Here is a 17,480-nt window from a genome sequence, read left to right on the forward strand (position 1 = left end):
ATTGCCACGTATCGGGCGAACCAGACAGATCAGGCTCCGCGTCACCGGATCGGCCCTCCGCATGTCCGCGTCGCCGCTCGCCGAGCACCTCTCGACCATCGCCCGGCCGCTCATCGGTTTCGTGCACACCAGCATTGATCCGCATACCCCACCTCCGCGCCTGTCCCCGATAGCTCGACCGTGCCGATAACTCCCAAGCTGCGAAAACACAAGCATAACAGGAGAACTCGCGTTCCGATCCGGCTTATCGGGCACCAGCTCACACAACGCACGCACCCTGATCTTCCGTGCCATCTTCACCGGAAAACCGTGCCAAAACCGCACGGACCGACGTGCCGCCCGTACGTCGGCAACCTGCCTTCGGCCTGGCGATTCTGTCTCACACGCGCGGCAGGGCAGCTCGTCGAGGCGATAGCTGGACCATTGCACTGATGGTTGCGCTGGGTCTAACGTCGAGATCGCCCGTCCCCCTTGCAGTTTCGTGACGCTTTCCACCATCCGATCCGACACCGCACCTTCAGCCGCGGCCACTGCCGCCCCGGCGCACACGTCGCCCGGCAGGAATTCGCCTCGGCCCCAGCCGAACTCGCCAGGTATCCGAATTACCACTTGGCGGGAACATCTGCCTGGATCCACTTCCGGTCACATTCGAAACCCGACGAAGGATGTCTGAGACATGCTGTGGGAAGCGCTGCTGTGGGTCGTGTTGATCGCCGGGCTCGCCGGTACGTGCGCGTACTACCTCCGCAGGCGCGGGAAAGGTCACGACGGTGAATCGGTGAACGAGTCGGTGGGCCAGGTGTTCACCCTCGTCGCCGGTTTGCAGGTGGTGCTCGCCTCGTTCCTGCTCATCGGTCTGCTCGACACCAACTCCGCCGCCGAGAAGGCGGTCTCGGACGAGGCCGACCGGCTGCTCGCCCTGCAGTGGGCGGGCGATTCACTGCCGGAACCCGCCCGCAGCACCATTTCCGCATCCGTGCGGCGCTATACCGGCGAAGTGATCGAGGTGGAGTGGCCCGCCATGACGGCGGCCGAGGAGGTCGACGACACCGCCTGGACCGAACTCAGCGAGGTCCGCACCGCCATCGCCGCCACACCGGCGGCCGACGAATGGCAACGTTCCCGCCAGATCGCGGCGGCCGACCGGCTGTGGGAGGTCTACGAGGCCAGGCAGACCCGGGTGGAAGCGGCGGGCAGCACGCTGTCGCCGATGATGTGGGTGGCCTTGATGCTCGGCGCGCTGCTGTCGATCGGGCTGTCGCTGCTGTTCGCGGGTACGAGCGCGCGGGTGCACGTGGTGGTCGTCGCGAGCTTCGCCGCCGTGGTGACCTTCATGATCTACACGATCTATCAGTTGCAGAACCCCTACGGGCGGGCCGCGAAGATCGGTCCGGACGCCTTCACCACGGTTCTGGGTCAGCTCACGTGAGAACACCGATGCGCACGGGATTCTGCGCGATAGCGGTGGGTGCCAGCCTGTGGCTGCCGGGTGCGGTCGACGCCGCACCCGGATTGCCGTTCGTTCCCGGCGCCGATCCGGGCGACGGAATCCGGCCGGACCGACCGTCCACGGACATCCGGATCCCCTCGCCGGTCGACAAGCACCCCACGGCCCCGATCGACGAGCGTCCGACAGCCCCGCCACGTCCGCGGACGCCGCACACACCCGCGGCGCCCGAAGTCGCCGCCCCGGAACCGGACAGTGACGCGCAAGGCCCGCCGGGCCCGAAGGGCCCACGCGCCCAGATCATCATCCCGGGGCCCGCACCCAGACGCGACGCTCCCCCCGCACCTCCGTCGCCACCCCCCGCACCTCCGCCTGCCCCGACCACCACGCCCACGCCCGTTGTACCCGAGCTCGGTCCCGTGCCGGAACCACCGCCGCTCCCGCAACCCGCCCCACCGAACCCTGGCGACCTGCCGGGAATCCCGGTGCCCCCCGAACCCCCGCACCCCGAGCCCGGGATGCCCTTGGGCCCCGTTCCGGTACCCCCTCCCGACCTCCTCCCGCCACCGGCACCCGCCCCACCCGACATACCACCACCGGCACCCGCCCCGATGGACATACCCCCACCCGCACCGGCGCCGTTCGACATCCCGGCCCCGGCACTCCCCCACCCGGACCCACCACCGGCGCCCGCCCCGATACCCCCGCCACCACCGGATGTGCCGGACCCCCCGGCACCCGCGCCACCACAACAGGCACCCGCACTCCCCGCACCACCGGCTCGCGCCGAACCACCCAGCCCCAGCTCCCCGACCAGTCCGCCGCCGTCGACAGCCCCGACAAGGTCACCGATGAAGATCCCGGTCTCGCGAGAACGAGAACCCGAGGTCGTCGACGCGCGCCCGGTCGTCGAGGAGCAACGACGATGGGCGCTGGCGATCCTGCTGCTCGTGATCGGCAGCGCCGGTGCGGCCAGAGCCACAACGCGCCGCTCCTGACCCGGCATCACCGCACAACCCCCGAAACGACAATCGCCGCAATCCTGTTCAACAGGATTGCGGCGATTGTGCGTAGCGCGTCAGTGCTTCTCGACGCCCAGGTAGTACTCGAAGACCAGACCGGCGGCAGCGGCGAGGACCAGCGCCACACCGAGACCGATCAGCCAGAACTGGAAGAACGCCAGGCCAAGCGCCGTCACCGAACCAGCGGCGGCCAGCGTGATGGGCCAGAAGCTGCCGGGCGAGAAGAAGCCCAGGTCGCCCGCACCGTCGACGATCTCGGCGTCCTCGAAGTCCTCGGGCCGCAGGTCGATGCGGCGGGCGACGAACCGGAAGTAGGTGCCGATGATCAGCGACAGGCCCGCGGTCAGCACGATCGCGGTGGTACCGGCCCACTCGATGCCGGTGCGCGACTGCGCGGTGAAGAAGCCGTAGACGATGCCCACCAGGATGAAGAACGCCGTGAGCAGTTCGAAGATCCGTGCTTCGATCCTCATATCAGAATCCTCACTTGCTCTCGTTCACCGAAGCGCTCTTGATATCGCGCTTGGTGTTGAAGGGGTACGTGGAGGTGGCCACCGGGGACTCGCCGATCGCCTCGAGGGCCTGACCGTTGGTCTTGCCGTCGATACGCGCCTGCAGGTACTGGGCGAACTTCTCCGGCGAGACCGCGCGGACCTCGAAGTTCATCATCGAGTGGTAGGTGCCGCACATCTCGGCGCAGCGGCCGACGAACGCGCCTTCCTTCTCGATCTCGGAGATCTGGAAGACGTTGTCGGACTGGTTTTCCTTCGGGTTCGGCATCACGTCGCGCTTGAACATGAACTCCGGCACCCAGAAGGCGTGGATCACGTCGGCGGCGGCGAGCTGGAACTCGATGCGCTTACCGGTCGGCAGCACCAGGATCGGGATCTCGGTGCTGGAACCGACGGTCTCGACCTTGTCGTAGTGCAGGTACGAGAGGATGTCGTTGGCAGGCTTGCCGTGGACCGGGCCCGGCTGCTTGAGGCCGTGCTCGCCCTCGCGCTCCTCGTACGCCCGCAGCTGCTCCTCGTTGACGAGCTCGCGTTCGGTGTCGATGCCGTTCCAGGTGAGGCCGCCCACGTTGGCCACGTTGCGGTAGCCGAACTTCCAGTTCCACTGGAAGGCGGTCACGTCGACGGTGACGTCCGGGTTGTCGGTCTTCTCGTGCACGTAGTTCTGCACGACGACGGTGAAGTAGAACAGCACCGCGATGATCACGAACGGGATCGCGGTGTAGGTCAGTTCCAGCGACACGTTGTAGCCCGTCTGGCGCGGGAACTCCGGGGAGTCCTTGCGCTTGCGGTGCATGATGACGGTCCAGAAGGTCAGACCCCACACCAGCACGCCCATGGCGAGTGCGGCCAGGACCGACCAGGTCCACAGCTCCCGCATCCGGGTTGCCTGCGGCGTGATGCCCGAGGGCCAGCCGAACCGCAGCCAAACATTGTCGATCGAGCAGCCCGAGACCAGGAGAGCAGTCATCCCCAAGGACACCGCCAGCCCGGCCCGCCGAAGGATACGGCCCTGCCGACCCCGAACGGGTCGAGCCCCGATCTCTTCGCTCGCCTTGTGCGCCACGCTCACGCCTTCCTGGTCGCTACACATTCCGACACTTTGCGTCTTCGGGGCCGCGATCCGCCCGTCCGACACGATTTCCAGCACGTTTCGGTCCGTCCCGAGTATCGCCGCCGCGAGGCGTGCACACCTGAGAAGGACCTGAGTACTACGCAGCGTAGACCAAAGCGGGCGCTGTCTTGTCGCGGGGTCGGATTCGACACTCCGCCTTGATCCGACGGGACCGCGCGACCTGCGGTTCTGCTGCCCGGCCGGTCTGATCAATGGACGCGCCAACCGCCGCACCGGCTTTCACCCTCGACCAGGCACGCCCATAACGGGGAGCGAGAGATGCCGTCACCGGGCGACGAAAGTATGGTGAGGACGTTGAAGTACAACGCGATGTCGAGAACTACATTGCATTGCAACTCGGGCGAGAGCCCAGTTCTGATCCCTGCCAGACGCTCGAGCGCACCTACCGCGCTCCATCCCAGAGACGAGGTTGCCGACACCGTGTGCGGACTGCTCGGATTCCTGACAGCTGATGCGGCGACGACCGAGGTGGTCGATCAGGTCTACGACGCCCTGCACTGCCAGCGCCACCGCGGCCCCGATGAGAAGGGCACCTGGCACGACGATCACATGATCTTCGGCTTCAACCGCCTCTCCATCATCGATATCGAGCACTCGCACCAGCCGCTGCGCTGGGGCCCCGCGGACAACCCGCAGCGCTACGCGATGACCTTCAACGGCGAGATCTACAACTACCTCGAACTGCGCGAACAGCTGGCCGCCGAGCACGGCCCCGAGTTCCCCGAGGGCAAGATCTTCGCCACCGACGGCGACGGCGAGTCGATCGTGGCCGCCTTCCACTTCTGGGGCCCTGAGGCCGTACGGAAGCTGCGCGGCATGTTCGCGTTCGCGATCTGGGACACCGAGACCCAGGAGCTGTTCCTGGCCCGCGACCCGTTCGGTATCAAGCCGCTGTTCTACGCCACCGGCCCCGGCGGCACCGCGTTCGCCAGCGAGAAGAAGAGCGTCCTCGAACTGCTGAGCCCGCTCGGCCTCTCCGATGAGCTCGATCCGCGCGCCCTCGAGCACTACACCGTGCTGCAGTACGTGCCCGAGCCCGAGTCGCTGCACAAGAACATCCGTCGTCTCGAATCGGGCACCTACGCCACGGTGCGGGTGGGCCAGGAGCCGAAGGCCACCCGCTATTTCCGTCCCGACTTCCGGGTGCGCCCGTTCGCCCAGGGCGCCGAGCAGGCGCGCTACGCCGAGATCGCCGCTGCCCTCGAGGACTCCGTCGCCAAGCACATGCGTGCCGATGTCACCGTCGGGTCGTTCCTGTCCGGCGGCATCGACTCCACCGCCATCGCCGCGCTGGCCATGCGCCACAACCCGAAGCTCATCACCTTCACCACCGGCTTCGAGCGCGAGGGCTACTCCGAGGTCGACGTAGCCGCCGAGAGTGCCGAGCTGATCGGCGCACGCCACATCGTGAAGGTGGTCTCCCCCGCCGAGTTCGCCGCCGCCATCCCCGAGATCGTCTGGTACCTCGACGACCCGGTCGCCGATCCGGCCCTCGTCCCGCTGTACTTCGTGGCCAAGGAAGCCCGCAAGCACGTCAAGGTCGTGCTGTCCGGTGAAGGCGCCGACGAACTGTTCGGCGGCTACACCATCTACCGGGAACCGTTGTCGCTCAAGCCTTTCGAGTACCTGCCCGCCGGAGTGCGCAAGCTCGTCGGCAAGCTGGGCGACCGCATCCCCGACGGCAAGCGCGGTAAGTCGCTGCTGCAGCGCGGCTCGCTCACCCTCGAGGACCGCTACTACGGCAATGCCCGCAGCTTCAACGATGCCCAGCTGCGTTCGGTGCTGCGTGAGTTCCGCCCGGAATGGACCCACCAGGACGTCACCGCGCCGATCTACGCCCAGTCCAGGGGCTGGGATCCGGTCGCGCGCATGCAGCACCTGGACCTGTTCACCTGGTTGCGCGGCGACATCCTGGTCAAGGCCGACAAGATGACCATGGCCAACTCCCTGGAACTGCGCGTGCCGTTCCTGGACAACGAGGTGATGCGCGTCGCCCAGGGCGTCCCCTACGACCAGAAGATCACCAAGGAAACCTCGAAGTACGCGCTGCGTCAGGCTCTGGACGGCATCGTCCCCGACCACGTCCTCAACCGCGCCAAGCTCGGCTTCCCGGTCCCCCTGCGCCACTGGCTGCGCGGCACCGAACTCTACGACTGGGCCGAAACCCAGATCGCCGAGTCCCAGACCGACCACCTGCTGAACAAGCAGGCCGTCCTCCAGATGCTGCGTGACCACAAGGCGGGCGTCTCCGACCACAGTCGCCGCCTGTGGACCCTTTTGGTCTTCATGGTCTGGCACGGCATCTTCGTCGAAGACCGCATCAAGCCAGAAATCCAGGAACCGACCTACCCCGTCCGGCCCGCCTCCCCGAATATTCAGCCGGACGTAAGTGCGTAACACCTGATCGACCGGGCCGCCGGTCGGGAACGATCACGTCTTGGGCGTTCCCGACGAGTTACCCATGTCGTCACGAAATCAGTTGTTGCGCCTCGGCCCCCGAGGTGCCATCAGCCACCCGGGGGCTCAGCCCTACCGTGCTCTAGAGGAGGACGGACAGGTCGTCGGCGGCCTCGGGGCCGTAGGCCTTGGTGAGGCGTTCGAGGGCGTCCTCGGTGTTGAGAGTCCATTCCTGGGTGCCGGTGGTTTCCAGGACGAGGACGGCGATGAGGGAGCCGAGCTGGGCGGCGCGCTCCAGGCTCAGGCCCGCGCGGTGGGCGGTGAGGAAGCCCGCGCGGAAACCGTCGCCGACACCGGTCGGGTCGACCTTGCTCAGCTCGGGAACCACACCGACGCGGACCTCGGTGCCGTCGGTGTCGACCACGAGCACACCCTCGGCGCCGAGGGTGGTGACCCGGATGCCGACCTTGGCGGTGATCTCGGCTTCGCTCAGCCCGGTCTTGGACTGCAGCAGCGCCCACTCGTACTTGTTGGTGAACAGGTACGCGGCGCCGTCGACGAGTTCGGCGGCCTGCTCGCCGTCGAGGCGGGCCAGCTGCTGCGACGGGTCGGCCGCGTACGGGATGCCCTGCGCCTTGGCCTGGCGGGTGTGGGCGATCATCGCCTCGGGGTCGTTCGCCCCGACCAGCACCAGATCCACCGAGTGCTCGGCGGCGATCGCGGCGATGTCGATCTCGCGCGCCTCACTCATGGCGCCGGGGTAGAACGACGCGATCTGGGCCATCGTCTCGTCGGTGGTGCACACGAAGCGGGCCGTGTGGGACTTGCTCGACACGTGCACGGCCGAGCAGTCGACCCCGTTGTCCTCCAACCACTTCCGGTATTCGGCGAAGTCGGCGCCGACCGCGCCGACGAGCAGCGGACGCTGCTTCAGCAGGCCCATCGCGTAGGCGATGTTGCCCGCGACGCCGCCGCGGCGGATCTGCAGATCGTCGACGAGGAAACTCAGCGACACATGGTCGAGCTGATCGGCGAGCAGCGCATCGGCGAATTTGCCGGGGAAACGCATGAGGTGGTCGGTGGCGATGGACGCGGACACGGCTACAGACACGAGGCGAAGCCCCTTCGGCGCTAGACGGAAACAAAGAAGCCCGGGATCACCCGATCCCGGACCTCAACCGTAGCAAGCGTGACCGCCGGTAGTTCACCTCTTGGTCACCTCGCCGCGTCGCCGCACCGCACGTGAGCGCGGGTTCACGGAGCCCGCAAACCCGCGGCAGCCGACCTCAGTTGAACGAATCGCCGCAGGCGCAAGAACCCGTGGCGTTCGGGTTGTCGATGGTGAAGCCCTGCTTCTCGATGGTGTCGACGAAGTCGATCGAGGCGCCCTGGATGTAGGGGGCGCTCATGCGGTCGACCGCCAGCTTCACGCCGGAGAACTCGACGACGATGTCACCGTCGAGGACGCGGTCGTCGAAGAACAGCTGGTACCGCAGACCGGCACAGCCACCCGGCTGCACGGCGATCCGCAGGGCGAGGTCGTCGCGACCTTCCTGGTCGAGCAGCGCCTTCGCCTTGGCGGCGGCAGCGTCGGTCAGCGTCGCACCGTGGGTTTCGGTGGCGGTCTCGTTCTGCACAGTCATGGACACTCCTAGTTCGGCTCAGCCCGTCAACGGACCTCAGGTGCACAGCGCACGACTGAAATCAACACATCGCACCGGCTGCGTTATTCCATTTTGCCACCCATACCGGCGCGTGTGGACCCGCCCCGGGTGCTCGTGCCCACACTACCCGCCCACCGGGGGTGATCCAGCTCTCATCGGGGTTGCCATGAGACCACCGGCACCGCTGAGGAGACCGAGTTTCCTCCTGTTCGCCCCCATCGAATAGCCTGGTGAACGTGAAATTGTTCCGTCGCGACGAGTCCAGCACCATCGACGAGTCCGTCGACCCCTCGGTGCCCGACGTCGAGAAGACCGCCGCCGCACCCGCATCGTCCACCCCCGGCAAGGGTCGTCCGACCCCGAAAAGGCGTGACGCCGAAGGCAAACGGCGTGGACCGGTGGCGCCCGCCCCGCTGACGGCCAAGGAGGCGCGGGCCCGCCGCAAGGCCACCAAGGGCACCAAGGCCGACCGCAAGGCGGCGGCCGCCGATCGCCGCGCCGCGGTGCAGGAGCGTCGCGCGAGGATGCTGGCGGGCGAGGACAAATACCTGCTGCCCCGCGATCAGGGCCCGGTCCGCGCGTACGTGCGCGATCTGGTCGACGCGCGCCGCAACCTGGTCGGCTTGTTCATGCCGATGGCGCTGGTGCTCATCCTGTCGATGTTCGTGGCGCCGCAGCTGCAGAGCATCGTCACCCTCGCCATGCTGGTGATGATGCTGTTCATGATCATCGAGGGTTTCGTGCTCGGCAGGATCGTGAACAACCGGGTGCTCGCGCGGTTCCCCGACACCACCGACACCGGTTTCAAGCTGGGTTGGTACGCCTTCGTCCGCGCGTCCCAGATCCGGAAGATGCGCGCCCCGAAGCCACGGGTCAGCCCCGGCGACGCGGTGTAGTACCCCCTACCTGCACGAATGCCGTTCCGTCCAGCCGGATGGGACGGCATTCGTCGTTTCAGAAGTGACCGGGCCGCATGTCGGTCGCGTAGCCCGCGATCGCGCGCAGTTCGGCATCGATGCGCTGGGCATCGCGGTCGATGACGCCGGTGGCACCCGCGCTGCCACGTCCGACGAGGACGGCCAGTGCGGTGATGACGGAGAGGAGGATCAGAAAAGTAAGCATGGCAGTAATTTTGCGCGCGTCGTTTTTCAGCCGAAAGTGGCTGTTCTGACATTGTGCGTAAAAATTCGGCCAGTAGCATGGAGTGATGCTGTCCAAGGTCGCGGTCGTCCTCAACGAGAAGCTGGCGATGTTCGAGTTCGGGGTCGTCTGCGAGGTCTTCGGGCTCGACCGCACCGGCGATGGATTGCCCGGTTTCGATTTTCGGGTGTGCGGGGCGGAGCCGGGCAAGCCGCTGCGCTCGACGACCCCCGGCGTCACCGTGACACCCGAATACGGTCTCGACGAGCTGCCGCACGCCGACCTGGTGGCGATCCCGGCCTTCCCGTTCACCACCGAACACGCCTATCAGCCCGGCGTCGTCGACGCGGTGCGCGCGGCCTCCGACGCGGGCGCCACCGTGCTGACCGTCTGCTCCGGCGCCTTCCTGGCGGGCGCGGCGGGCCTGCTGGACGGACGCAAGTGCACGACCCACTGGCGTTATGTCGACACGCTCGCCGCCGAATACCCCGAGGCCACCGTCGACCCCGACGTGCTGTTCGTCGACGAGGGCAACCTCATCACCAGCGCGGGCACCGCCGCGGGCATCGACGCCTGCCTGCACCTGGTGCGTCGCGAGATCGGCACGGCCGCGGCCAACGGCATCGCCCGCCGCATGGTGGTCCCACCCCAGCGCGACGGCGGTCAGCGCCAGTTCATCGAGCAGCCGGTCCCCGAATGCCACGCAGCAGGCCTGTCAGATCTGCTCGCCTGGCTCACCGAGAACCTGGCCCACCCGCACACCGTCGACGAACTCGCCGCCCGCGCCAGCATGTCCACCCGCACCTTCGCCCGCCGCTTCGCCGCCGAAACCGGAACCACTCCGGTCAAATGGCTCACCACCCAGCGCGTCCTGTTCGCCAAACACCTGCTCGAAGCCACCGACCTGCCCCTGGAACGCGTCGCCGACCAGTGCGGTTTCGGCTCCGGCGCCCTGCTGCGCCACCACTTCCAGCGCCAGGTCGGCGTGGCCCCCACCGACTACCGCCGCCGCTTCGGCACCGGAAACTGAACGACCACACCGTTTTCGATGTCCGCCACCGCCCGGTGAGTCGCAGCCCGTCGCCCAGCACCGGCAGTGCCCACGGGATGGATGCGGGAGAGCATGATCAACCCTTTCGGTGGTTACGTGCCACGATCGAGATTGCCGATCGCCCGGGCGACCAAGCGCAGCATGTCTTCCCGATGGGACTCGGAAAATCTTTCTGTCGCAAGGCAATTGACTTCGCGAGCCGCAGCCGTACATCTGCACCTGCGCTCCGAATCACCTGTGACGGCTCACAGTTTGTGAACATATCGGTTCGTCGAGATGCCGTAGCGACTTGACCCGGGGGTGGTGCGCCTGATCAGCTCGGGTGGTGTTTCGTAGCGGGCGGGGAAGTTTCGTGCGGTTGAGGACAGTTCTGGCGGTCGTGACGGCAGCCGTGATGGTCTCGGGAGTCGGTTTCGCGACGGCGAGGGCGGTACCGCCCGGCCCCGTCTTGCGCGCACCCGCAGGCGGTTTCGAGGAGCTGTCCGTCCCGTCGAGCATGGGGCCGATCAAGGTGCAGGTGCAGTGGGCGGCCCGGGGTGGTTCGGCCGCGCTGTACCTGCTCGACGGGCTGCGCGCCCCGGCCGGGCACAGCCAGTGGACCACCGACACCGACGTACTGCGCCGCTTCGCCGGTGACGACGTGACCTTGGTGTTCCCGGTGGGCGGTCACGCCAGCTTCTACACCGACTGGTACCGGCCGAGCAGTACCAACGGGCAGAGCACCACCTACCGGTGGGAAACGTTCCTCACGCGTGAGCTCCCGGATTTCCTCGCGCAGTATGGAGTTTCGCGGACGAACAACGCGGTCGTCGGCGCTTCGATGGGCGGTAACGCCGCCTTGACGCTGGCCGCCCACCACCGCGACCAGTTCCGGTTCGCCGGGGCGTTCTCCGGTTTCCTCAACCCGACCTTCCCCGGGTGGGATCTGACGATGCGCGCCGCCATGCTCGACGAGGGTCGGTTCAATCTCGACGACATGTGGGGCCCGGTCGGCGATCCCGCCTGGCGCCGCAACGACGCGACCGTCCAGGCCGAGCTGCTGCGCGGCCTGCCGCTCTACATCACCTCGGGCAACGGTGTCCCCGGCCCGCTCGACGCGAGTTCCGCCGTGGGGAACACCGTCAACGCGATGGGCATCGAATCGCTGGCGGTGATCGCCGCGAGCATATTCCGGGAACGGACAACGGCCCTCGGCATCCCCGCCCGCGTCGACATCACCGCGGGCACCCACACCTGGCCCTACTGGCAGCAGTCCCTGGCCACGGCCCGCCCCATGATCCTGGCGGCACTCGGCGCGTCCTGAGGCACTGCGGCCCGTTTCGGGACGGCTACGCCGAGGTGGCCCGGCTTTCCGTGGCGCGGCGCCCCCCACGCCGAGACCACGGTCGATCGGCGCCGACGAGCCGGAGGACGGGCCGACCGCGAGGCGCGGCCGGTTGCTACCGTGCTGACATGCCGGTCGACCGCACACCTTCGCGCACGCTCGTTCTCGGGGGCGCCCGGTCGGGAAAGTCCGCCTTCGCCGAGGGACTGCTGAGCGAGGCGCCCGAGGTCCGCTACCTCGCCACCGCGGTGCTCGACCCGGCCGACCGCGAATTCGCCGAGCGGATCGATCGGCATCGCGACCGACGCCCCGACCACTGGTCGACGGTCGAGAACGCCGACCCCGCAACGGTTCTCGCCACCGAAACGCTCGCGACCCTGCTCGACGACATCGGCACCTGGCTCACCGCGCGCCTGGACGCGCGCGAGGCGTGGGAGCAACCGCGCGGCGCCGTCGCCCCGGACTGCGACGCACTGGTGGCCGCCGTCGCGGCCTATCGGCGACGATTGGTGATCGTCTCGCCCGAGGTCGGCATGGGTGTCATCCCGGCGACGCGGTCGGGGCGGTTGTTCCGCGACGAGATCGGCACGCTCAACCAGCGGTTGGCCCAGGTGTGCGACGAAGCCTTCCTCGTCGTCGCCGGGCTGCCGGTCCGGTTGAAATGAGCCGGGGTCGCCCGGCGCCCCGTGGTCCGGGCAAGATGAGCACCGAAGAAACACTTTGTCGAAAGGCTTCCCAGTGACACACGGATTCGGCCCGGTCGCGGCCCCGGACGCGCAGGTGCGTGGCGCGGCCGAGCAGCGCCAGACGCAGCTGACGAAACCGGCCGGTTCGCTGGGACGACTCGAGGAACTGGGCAACTGGGTCGCCGCTTGCCAGGGCGTGTGCCCACCGAAGCAGTTCGAGCGTGCGCGCGTGGTGGTGTTCGCCGGTGACCACGGTGTCGCGAAGCACGGCGTCTCGGCCTACCCCAGCGAGGTCACCGTCCAGATGGTCGCGAACTTCCTGGCCGGTGGGGCGGCGGTGAACGCGCTGGCCGCCGTCGCGGGCGCGACCGTGCGCGTCGTCGACATCTGCGTCGACGGCGACACCGACCCGACCGTCGCCCAGCACAAGGTGCGTCGCGGGTCGGGGTCCATCGACCGGGAGGACGCGCTCACCGAATCCGAGGTCGCGGCCGCGCTCGCCGCGGGCCGCGCGATCGCCGACGAGGAGGTGGACGCGGGCGCCGATCTGCTCATCGCCGGGGACATGGGCATCGGCAACACCACACCCGCCACCGTCCTGGTGGCCACCCTCACCAACACCGAGCCGGTCGCCGCCGTCGGACGCGGCACGGGCGTCGACGACGCGGGCTGGATCCGCAAGGTCGCCGCCATCCGTGACGGTATGCGCCGGGCCCGCCCGGTCGCCGCCGACCCCGTGGAGTTGTTGCGCGTGGCCGCGGGCGCCGACTTCGCCGCCATGGTCGGCTTCCTCGCCCAGGCCGCGACCCGCCGCACCCCGGTGTTGCTCGACGGTGTCGTCGTCACCGCCGCCGCCCTGGTCGCCGAGGACCTCGCCGCGGGTGCCAAGGCCTGGTGGCTGCCCGCGCACCGCTCCACCGAACCCGCCCACGATCTGGCCCTGAAACATCTGCGCCTGCAGCCCCTGCTCGACCTGAGCATGCGCCTCGGCGAAGGCTCCGGCGCCCTGACCGCACTCCCCCTTCTCCGCGCCGCCGTCGCCACCCTGTCGGAGATGTCGACCTTCGCCGACGCGGGCGTGAGCACGGCCGACGAAACATCTGTCGACCTCGTCAAGTGAACGGCGCGGGTCGGCTGTCGTGAACGCGGTGCGGTTGGCGATCTCCTGGCTCACCGTCGCGCCCGTCGGCGGACCGTCGACGGTCGACCGGCACCTCGCGGGCCGGGCCATCACGCTGGCGCCGCTGGTCGGACTGCTGCTCGGCGCGGGCACGGCCGCAGCACTGTGGGTCTTCGATCGGGCCGGACTGACCAGCGCGCTCGCCGGACTGCTCGCCGTCGGCCTGCTCGCCCTCGGCACCCGGGGGATGCACCTCGACGGGCTCGCCGACACCGCCGACGGTCTCGGCAGTTACGGGCCGCCCGAGCGGGCCAGGCAGATCATGAAGTCCGGTGCGGCGGGCCCGTTCGGGGTGGCGGCGTTGATCTTCGCCATCGGGATCCAGGCCTTCGCCTTCGCCGCACTAGTCGACGAGCGACGATGGGCGGCGATCGTGTGCGCCGTCGCGCTCGGCCGGGTCGCGGTGGTCATCGCGTGCCGACGCGGCGTTCCCGCCGCCCCGGAGTCGGGTTTCGGCACGCTGGTCGCCGGTACCCAGCCGCTCGCCCCGGTGATCTGCTGGCCGGTTCTCGCGCTGGCCGGCTGCGTGTTCGCCGTTCCCGGCAACTTCTGGCTCGGTCCGGTCGTCGTCGTGGGCGCGCTCGCCGGGTCGCTGCTGGTCGCCCGCCACTGCGTGCGCCGCTTCGGTGGTCTGTCGGGCGACGTCCTGGGGGCAACCGTGGAGATCACGAGTTCCCTTGCGGCTCTTGGCTTCTCGTCAACGCTCTGAATCCCCGCCGCGCCACCTTGTGAAACCAGCACTGTTCACAACCAGCGTGCGTGGCCATTGTGCGCTCGCACAGACTGCCCGGTCATCGGTACTCGCCTACACCCCCAGCACACCGGTGGCAATACAGTGGACGCTATGTCTTCCGAGCGCCTCTACTTCCGTCAGCTGCTGTCGGGCCGGGATTACGCCGTCGGCGATCCGATCGCGACACAGATGCGCAATTTCGCGTATCTCATCGGCGACCGGGAGACCGGCGAGACCCTCCTCGTCGACCCCGCCTACCAGGCCGCCGACCTCGTCGACGTGGCCGCCGCCGACGGCATGCGCGTCAGCGGCGTGCTCGCCACCCACCACCACCCCGACCACGTCGGCGGAACCATGCTCGGCTTCACCCTCGGCGGCGTGCGCGAATTACTCGAGAAGACCAGCGTGCCCGTGCATGTGAACAAGCAGGAACTCGACTGGGTCGCCAAGACCACCGGCATCGCCCCGAGCGAACTGACCGGCCACGACAACGGCGACACCGTCTCGGTCGGCGCCTTCGACATCGAACTGCTCCACACCCCGGGCCACACCCCCGGCAGCCAGTGCTTCCTGTTCGACGGCCGTCTCATCTCCGGTGACACCCTGTTCGTCGACGGCTGCGGCCGCACCGACTTCCCCGGCGGCGACTCCGAGGAGATGTTCCGCAGCCTGCGCCACCTGGCCGGGTTGAGCGGCAATCCCGTTGTCTACCCGGGACATTGGTACTCCGAGGCGCCGAGCGCCGAGCTGTCCTCGATCCGCGACAACAATTATGTGCTGCGCCCTCAGTCGCTGCAGCAGTGGCAAGCCCTGATGCCGGGTTGACAGATGAAAAGAGCGGGCCCACGATCAGGGCCCGCTCTTTGTCTGTCGATTACAGCGTGCGCAGCCACCCGTGGGTGTCGGCGAAGGTGCCACGCTGGATCCCGGTGAGCGTGTCGCGCAACGCCATCGTCACCTCACCGGGCTCCCCACCGCCGATCGCGAATTCGCCGTCGTGGGAACGCACCCAGCCGACGGGGGTGATCACCGCGGCGGTTCCGCACGCGAAAACCTCACTGATCTCACCGGATTCGGCACCCTTGCGCCATTCCTCCACCGACACCTTGCGCTCCTCCACCGGGTAGCCGGAGTCGGCGGCCAGGGTGAGCAGCGAGTCGCGGGTGATGCCGGGCAGCAGGGAACCCGACAGTTCCGGGGTCACCAGCCGGGCCTGCGATCCGGTGCCGTACACGAAGAACAGGTTGTTGGTGCCCATCTCCTCGACGTAGCGCCGCTCGCACGCGTCCAGCCACACCACCTGGTCGCAGCCCTTCTCGGTGGCTTGGGCCTGGGCGAGCAGGGACGCGGCGTAGTTGCCCGCCACCTTGGCCTCACCGGTACCACCCGGCGCGGCACGCACGTACTCGGTGGACAACCACACCCGCACCGGCTTCACCCCGCGCGGGAAGTACGCACCCGCGGGCGAGGCGAGCAGCAGGTACTTGTAGGCGGCGGCGGGCTTCACGCCGAGACCGGCCTCGGTGGAGAACATGAACGGACGCAGGTACAGCGAGTCCTCACCACCGGCGGCGGGCACCCAGTCGGCGTCCACCTCAAGCAGCTGCCGCACCGACTCGATGAACAGTTCCTCGGGCAGTTCCGCCATGGCCATTCGGGCCGCCGACCGGCGGAACCGCGCCGCGTTGGCGTCGATCCGGAAGGTGGCGATGCCGCCGTCGGGCTGACGGTAGGCCTTGAGACCCTCGAAGATCGCCTGCCCGTAGTGGAAGACCATGGTGGCCGGGTCCATCGACAGCGGGCCGTAGGGCTCGACGCGCGCGTTGCCCCACTGGCCGTCGGTGTAGTCGATCGACACCATGTGATCGGTGAAGTACCGCCCGAAACCGGGCGCCGCCAGTACCTGTTCCCGCTGCTGCGCCGAGATGGGCGCGGGGTGCGGAATACGGGTGAACTGTGCAGCGACTGTCATGATGCGATCCTATCCGGCGGTAACTGTTACTTGGTGTTGGTGTCGACGAACGGCGGCTTGACGACCTCGCAGCGCAGGCGGCGCCCCCGCACGTCGACCTCGACCTCGTCGCCGGGCGCGAGTTTCGCGTCGGTGTCGAGCAGGGCGAGCGCGATGCCGACCTTCAATGAGGGCGAGAACGTCCCCGAGGTGGTCTCACCGACCGGTGCGCCGTCGCGCAGCACGCTCTGGCCCTGTCGCAGCACGCCACGGTCGAGCGCTTTGAGACCGAGCAGGGTGCGACGCGGTCCGTCGGCCTTCTCCTTCGCCAGCGCCTCCTTGCCCCAGAACTGCGGCTTCTGCCAGCCGACGGCCCAGCCGGTGCGGGCCTGGTTGGGGGTGATGCCGAGGGACAGTTCGTGGCCGTGCAGGGGGTAGCCCATCTCGGTGCGCAGCGTGTCGCGGGCGCCGAGCCCGGCGGGCTGACCGCCCGCGGCGCGCACCTGGTCGACCAGCGCGCGGAACACCGGTTCGGCGTCGTCCCACGTCGGCAGCAGCTCGTAGCCGTGTTCGCCGGTGTAGCCGGTGCGGCACACCCGCACGGGCCGACCATCCCATTCGGCGTCGGCGTAGGCCATGTACTCCATGTCGGTGGGCAGGCCCAGCGCGGCGAGCACCTCGGTGGATTTGGGCCCCTGCACCGCGAACACCGCGTAGTCCCGGTGCTCGTCGGTCACCGTCACGCCCTCGGGTGCGCTCTTGCGCAGTTCGGCGACGACCGCCGCGGTGTTCGCGGCGTTCGGGACGAGGAACACCTCGTCGTCGCTCACGTAGTAGGCGATCAGGTCGTCGATCACGCCGCCGTCCTCGGCGCAGCACAGCGTGTACTGGGCCTTGCCCGGGCGGATGCGACCGAGATCGTTGGTCAGCGCCGAATTCACGAATCGCGCGGCGCCCGGCCCCGCCACCGTCGCCTTGCCCAGGTGACTCACATCGAACAGGCCGACCGCCGTCCGCACCGCGGTGTGCTCGCCGACGGTGCCCGCGTACTGCACCGGCATCTCCCAGCCGCCGAACGGGGCGAAGGTCGCCCCCAGTTCGACATGAACGGCATGGATGGGACCTTCGAGCAGGACGTTGTCGGTCATGGGGCGAGCTTATCCGGCGGACCCGACATCGCGGCGTGCCCCTGCATTTGGGGGCTCTCACCAGGCATCTCGGCACACCGGAGCATGCGA

At 68.5% G+C, this 17,480-nt stretch carries 17 protein-coding genes; 10 read left to right on the forward strand and 7 right to left on the reverse strand.

What is annotated here, in order from left to right; all coding sequences use genetic code 11:
* Positions 1-676: 676 nt before the first annotated feature.
* Together NC7_RS20985 and NC7_RS29285 are read left to right on the forward strand one after the other, a co-directional pair.
* Positions 677-1,429, forward strand: a complete 753-nt coding sequence (locus NC7_RS20985) for a bestrophin-like domain (RefSeq protein WP_067985722.1) — start codon at positions 677-679, stop codon at positions 1,427-1,429.
* 869 nt (positions 1,430-2,298) lie between these two features.
* Positions 2,299-2,445, forward strand: a complete 147-nt coding sequence (locus NC7_RS29285) for a hypothetical protein (RefSeq protein WP_157102107.1) — start codon at positions 2,299-2,301, stop codon at positions 2,443-2,445.
* An 80-nt stretch (positions 2,446-2,525) separates the two neighbouring features.
* On the opposite strand, the gene NC7_RS20995 is transcribed toward NC7_RS29285, so the two are convergent.
* Positions 2,526-2,942 carry a cytochrome c oxidase subunit 4 gene (locus NC7_RS20995; RefSeq protein ID WP_067985726.1) on the reverse strand — a complete coding sequence of 139 codons (417 nt, stop codon included), beginning with the start codon at positions 2,940-2,942 and terminating at the stop codon, positions 2,526-2,528.
* A 10-nt stretch (positions 2,943-2,952) separates the two neighbouring features.
* Entirely contained in the window at positions 2,953-3,951 is a 999-nt protein-coding gene (gene ctaC, locus NC7_RS21000; protein WP_067985728.1) for an aa3-type cytochrome oxidase subunit II, read from the reverse strand.
* Positions 3,952-4,536: 585 nt separating this feature from the next.
* Between ctaC and asnB the strand changes: the two genes are divergently transcribed.
* A complete protein-coding gene (asnB, locus tag NC7_RS21005) occupies positions 4,537-6,513 on the forward strand; it encodes an asparagine synthase (glutamine-hydrolyzing) (RefSeq protein WP_067985730.1) in 1,977 nt (658 codons plus the stop codon).
* A gap of 142 nt (positions 6,514-6,655) precedes the next feature.
* On the opposite strand, the gene NC7_RS21010 is transcribed toward asnB, so the two are convergent.
* Positions 6,656-7,582 carry a carbohydrate kinase family protein gene (locus NC7_RS21010; RefSeq protein WP_373861266.1) on the reverse strand — a complete coding sequence of 309 codons (927 nt, stop codon included), beginning with the start codon at positions 7,580-7,582 and terminating at the stop codon, positions 6,656-6,658.
* A gap of 217 nt (positions 7,583-7,799) precedes the next feature.
* Positions 7,800-8,156 carry an iron-sulfur cluster insertion protein ErpA gene (gene erpA / locus NC7_RS21015; RefSeq protein WP_067496006.1) on the reverse strand — a complete coding sequence of 119 codons (357 nt, stop codon included), beginning with the start codon at positions 8,154-8,156 and terminating at the stop codon, positions 7,800-7,802.
* A 257-nt stretch (positions 8,157-8,413) separates the two neighbouring features.
* Here erpA and NC7_RS21020 point away from each other — a divergent pair, with 257 nt between their 5' ends.
* Entirely contained in the window at positions 8,414-9,073 is a 660-nt protein-coding gene (locus NC7_RS21020; protein WP_067985894.1) for a DUF3043 domain-containing protein, read from the forward strand.
* Between the two features lie 58 nt (positions 9,074-9,131).
* On the opposite strand, the gene NC7_RS29290 is transcribed toward NC7_RS21020, so the two are convergent.
* The gene (locus NC7_RS29290; protein WP_157102108.1) at positions 9,132-9,299 is read right to left on the reverse strand and encodes a hypothetical protein; all 168 of its coding nucleotides are present in this window, start codon (positions 9,297-9,299) and stop codon (positions 9,132-9,134) included.
* A gap of 85 nt (positions 9,300-9,384) precedes the next feature.
* Here NC7_RS29290 and NC7_RS21025 point away from each other — a divergent pair, with 85 nt between their 5' ends.
* From NC7_RS21025 to NC7_RS21050, 6 genes are all read left to right on the forward strand, one after another.
* Positions 9,385-10,347 (forward strand): helix-turn-helix domain-containing protein, encoded by a 963-nt coding sequence (locus NC7_RS21025; protein ID WP_067985733.1) that lies wholly within the window; start codon positions 9,385-9,387, stop codon positions 10,345-10,347.
* A gap of 400 nt (positions 10,348-10,747) precedes the next feature.
* Positions 10,748-11,671, forward strand: a complete 924-nt coding sequence (locus NC7_RS21030; protein WP_373861265.1) for an alpha/beta hydrolase — start codon at positions 10,748-10,750, stop codon at positions 11,669-11,671.
* Between the two features lie 149 nt (positions 11,672-11,820).
* Complete coding sequence (cobU, locus tag NC7_RS21035) at positions 11,821-12,357, forward strand: bifunctional adenosylcobinamide kinase/adenosylcobinamide-phosphate guanylyltransferase (protein WP_067985735.1); 537 nt, start codon at positions 11,821-11,823, stop codon at positions 12,355-12,357.
* A gap of 73 nt (positions 12,358-12,430) precedes the next feature.
* Positions 12,431-13,498, forward strand: a complete 1,068-nt coding sequence (gene cobT / locus NC7_RS21040) for a nicotinate-nucleotide--dimethylbenzimidazole phosphoribosyltransferase (protein WP_084458656.1) — start codon at positions 12,431-12,433, stop codon at positions 13,496-13,498.
* 19 nt (positions 13,499-13,517) lie between these two features.
* Positions 13,518-14,267, forward strand: a complete 750-nt coding sequence (locus tag NC7_RS21045) for an adenosylcobinamide-GDP ribazoletransferase (RefSeq protein ID WP_067985739.1) — start codon at positions 13,518-13,520, stop codon at positions 14,265-14,267.
* Positions 14,268-14,402: 135 nt separating this feature from the next.
* Positions 14,403-15,116: an MBL fold metallo-hydrolase gene (locus tag NC7_RS21050; RefSeq protein ID WP_067985741.1), complete on the forward strand. Its 714-nt coding sequence runs from the start codon at positions 14,403-14,405 to the stop codon at positions 15,114-15,116.
* Positions 15,117-15,165: 49 nt separating this feature from the next.
* Here the strand turns inward: NC7_RS21050 and NC7_RS21055 are convergent, their stop codons facing one another.
* The gene (locus NC7_RS21055; protein ID WP_067985743.1) at positions 15,166-16,263 is read right to left on the reverse strand and encodes a branched-chain amino acid aminotransferase; all 1,098 of its coding nucleotides are present in this window, start codon (positions 16,261-16,263) and stop codon (positions 15,166-15,168) included.
* Between the two features lie 26 nt (positions 16,264-16,289).
* Positions 16,290-17,390 (reverse strand): glycine cleavage system aminomethyltransferase GcvT, encoded by a 1,101-nt coding sequence (gcvT, locus tag NC7_RS21060; RefSeq protein ID WP_067985745.1) that lies wholly within the window; start codon positions 17,388-17,390, stop codon positions 16,290-16,292.
* Positions 17,391-17,480: the final 90 nt, after the last annotated feature.

The organism is Nocardia caishijiensis NBRC 108228 (assembly GCF_001612825.1).
Classification (GTDB): Bacteria; Actinomycetota; Actinomycetes; order Mycobacteriales; family Mycobacteriaceae; genus Nocardia; species Nocardia caishijiensis.

What these genes read in the sequence shown, in the direction of transcription:
- NC7_RS20985 (WP_067985722.1), top strand. Translation starts at nt 677, where the DNA reads ATGCTGTGGGAAGCGCTGCTGTGGGTCGTGTTGATCGCCGGGCTCGCC.
- NC7_RS21050 (WP_067985741.1), top strand. Translation starts at nt 14,403, where the DNA reads ATGTCTTCCGAGCGCCTCTACTTCCGTCAGCTGCTGTCGGGCCGGGAT.
- ctaC (WP_067985728.1), bottom strand. Translation starts at nt 3,951, where the DNA reads ATGACTGCTCTCCTGGTCTCGGGCTGCTCGATCGACAATGTTTGGCTG.
- gcvT (WP_067985745.1), bottom strand. Translation starts at nt 17,390, where the DNA reads ATGACCGACAACGTCCTGCTCGAAGGTCCCATCCATGCCGTTCATGTC.
- NC7_RS29290 (WP_157102108.1), bottom strand. Translation starts at nt 9,299, where the DNA reads ATGCTTACTTTTCTGATCCTCCTCTCCGTCATCACCGCACTGGCCGTC.
- NC7_RS21010 (WP_373861266.1), bottom strand. Translation starts at nt 7,582, where the DNA reads ATGCGTTTCCCCGGCAAATTCGCCGATGCGCTGCTCGCCGATCAGCTC.
- erpA (WP_067496006.1), bottom strand. Translation starts at nt 8,156, where the DNA reads ATGACTGTGCAGAACGAGACCGCCACCGAAACCCACGGTGCGACGCTG.
- NC7_RS20995 (WP_067985726.1), bottom strand. Translation starts at nt 2,942, where the DNA reads ATGAGGATCGAAGCACGGATCTTCGAACTGCTCACGGCGTTCTTCATC.
- NC7_RS29285 (WP_157102107.1), top strand. Translation starts at nt 2,299, where the DNA reads ATGAAGATCCCGGTCTCGCGAGAACGAGAACCCGAGGTCGTCGACGCG.
- NC7_RS21025 (WP_067985733.1), top strand. Translation starts at nt 9,385, where the DNA reads ATGCTGTCCAAGGTCGCGGTCGTCCTCAACGAGAAGCTGGCGATGTTC.
- cobU (WP_067985735.1), top strand. Translation starts at nt 11,821, where the DNA reads ATGCCGGTCGACCGCACACCTTCGCGCACGCTCGTTCTCGGGGGCGCC.
- NC7_RS21055 (WP_067985743.1), bottom strand. Translation starts at nt 16,263, where the DNA reads ATGACAGTCGCTGCACAGTTCACCCGTATTCCGCACCCCGCGCCCATC.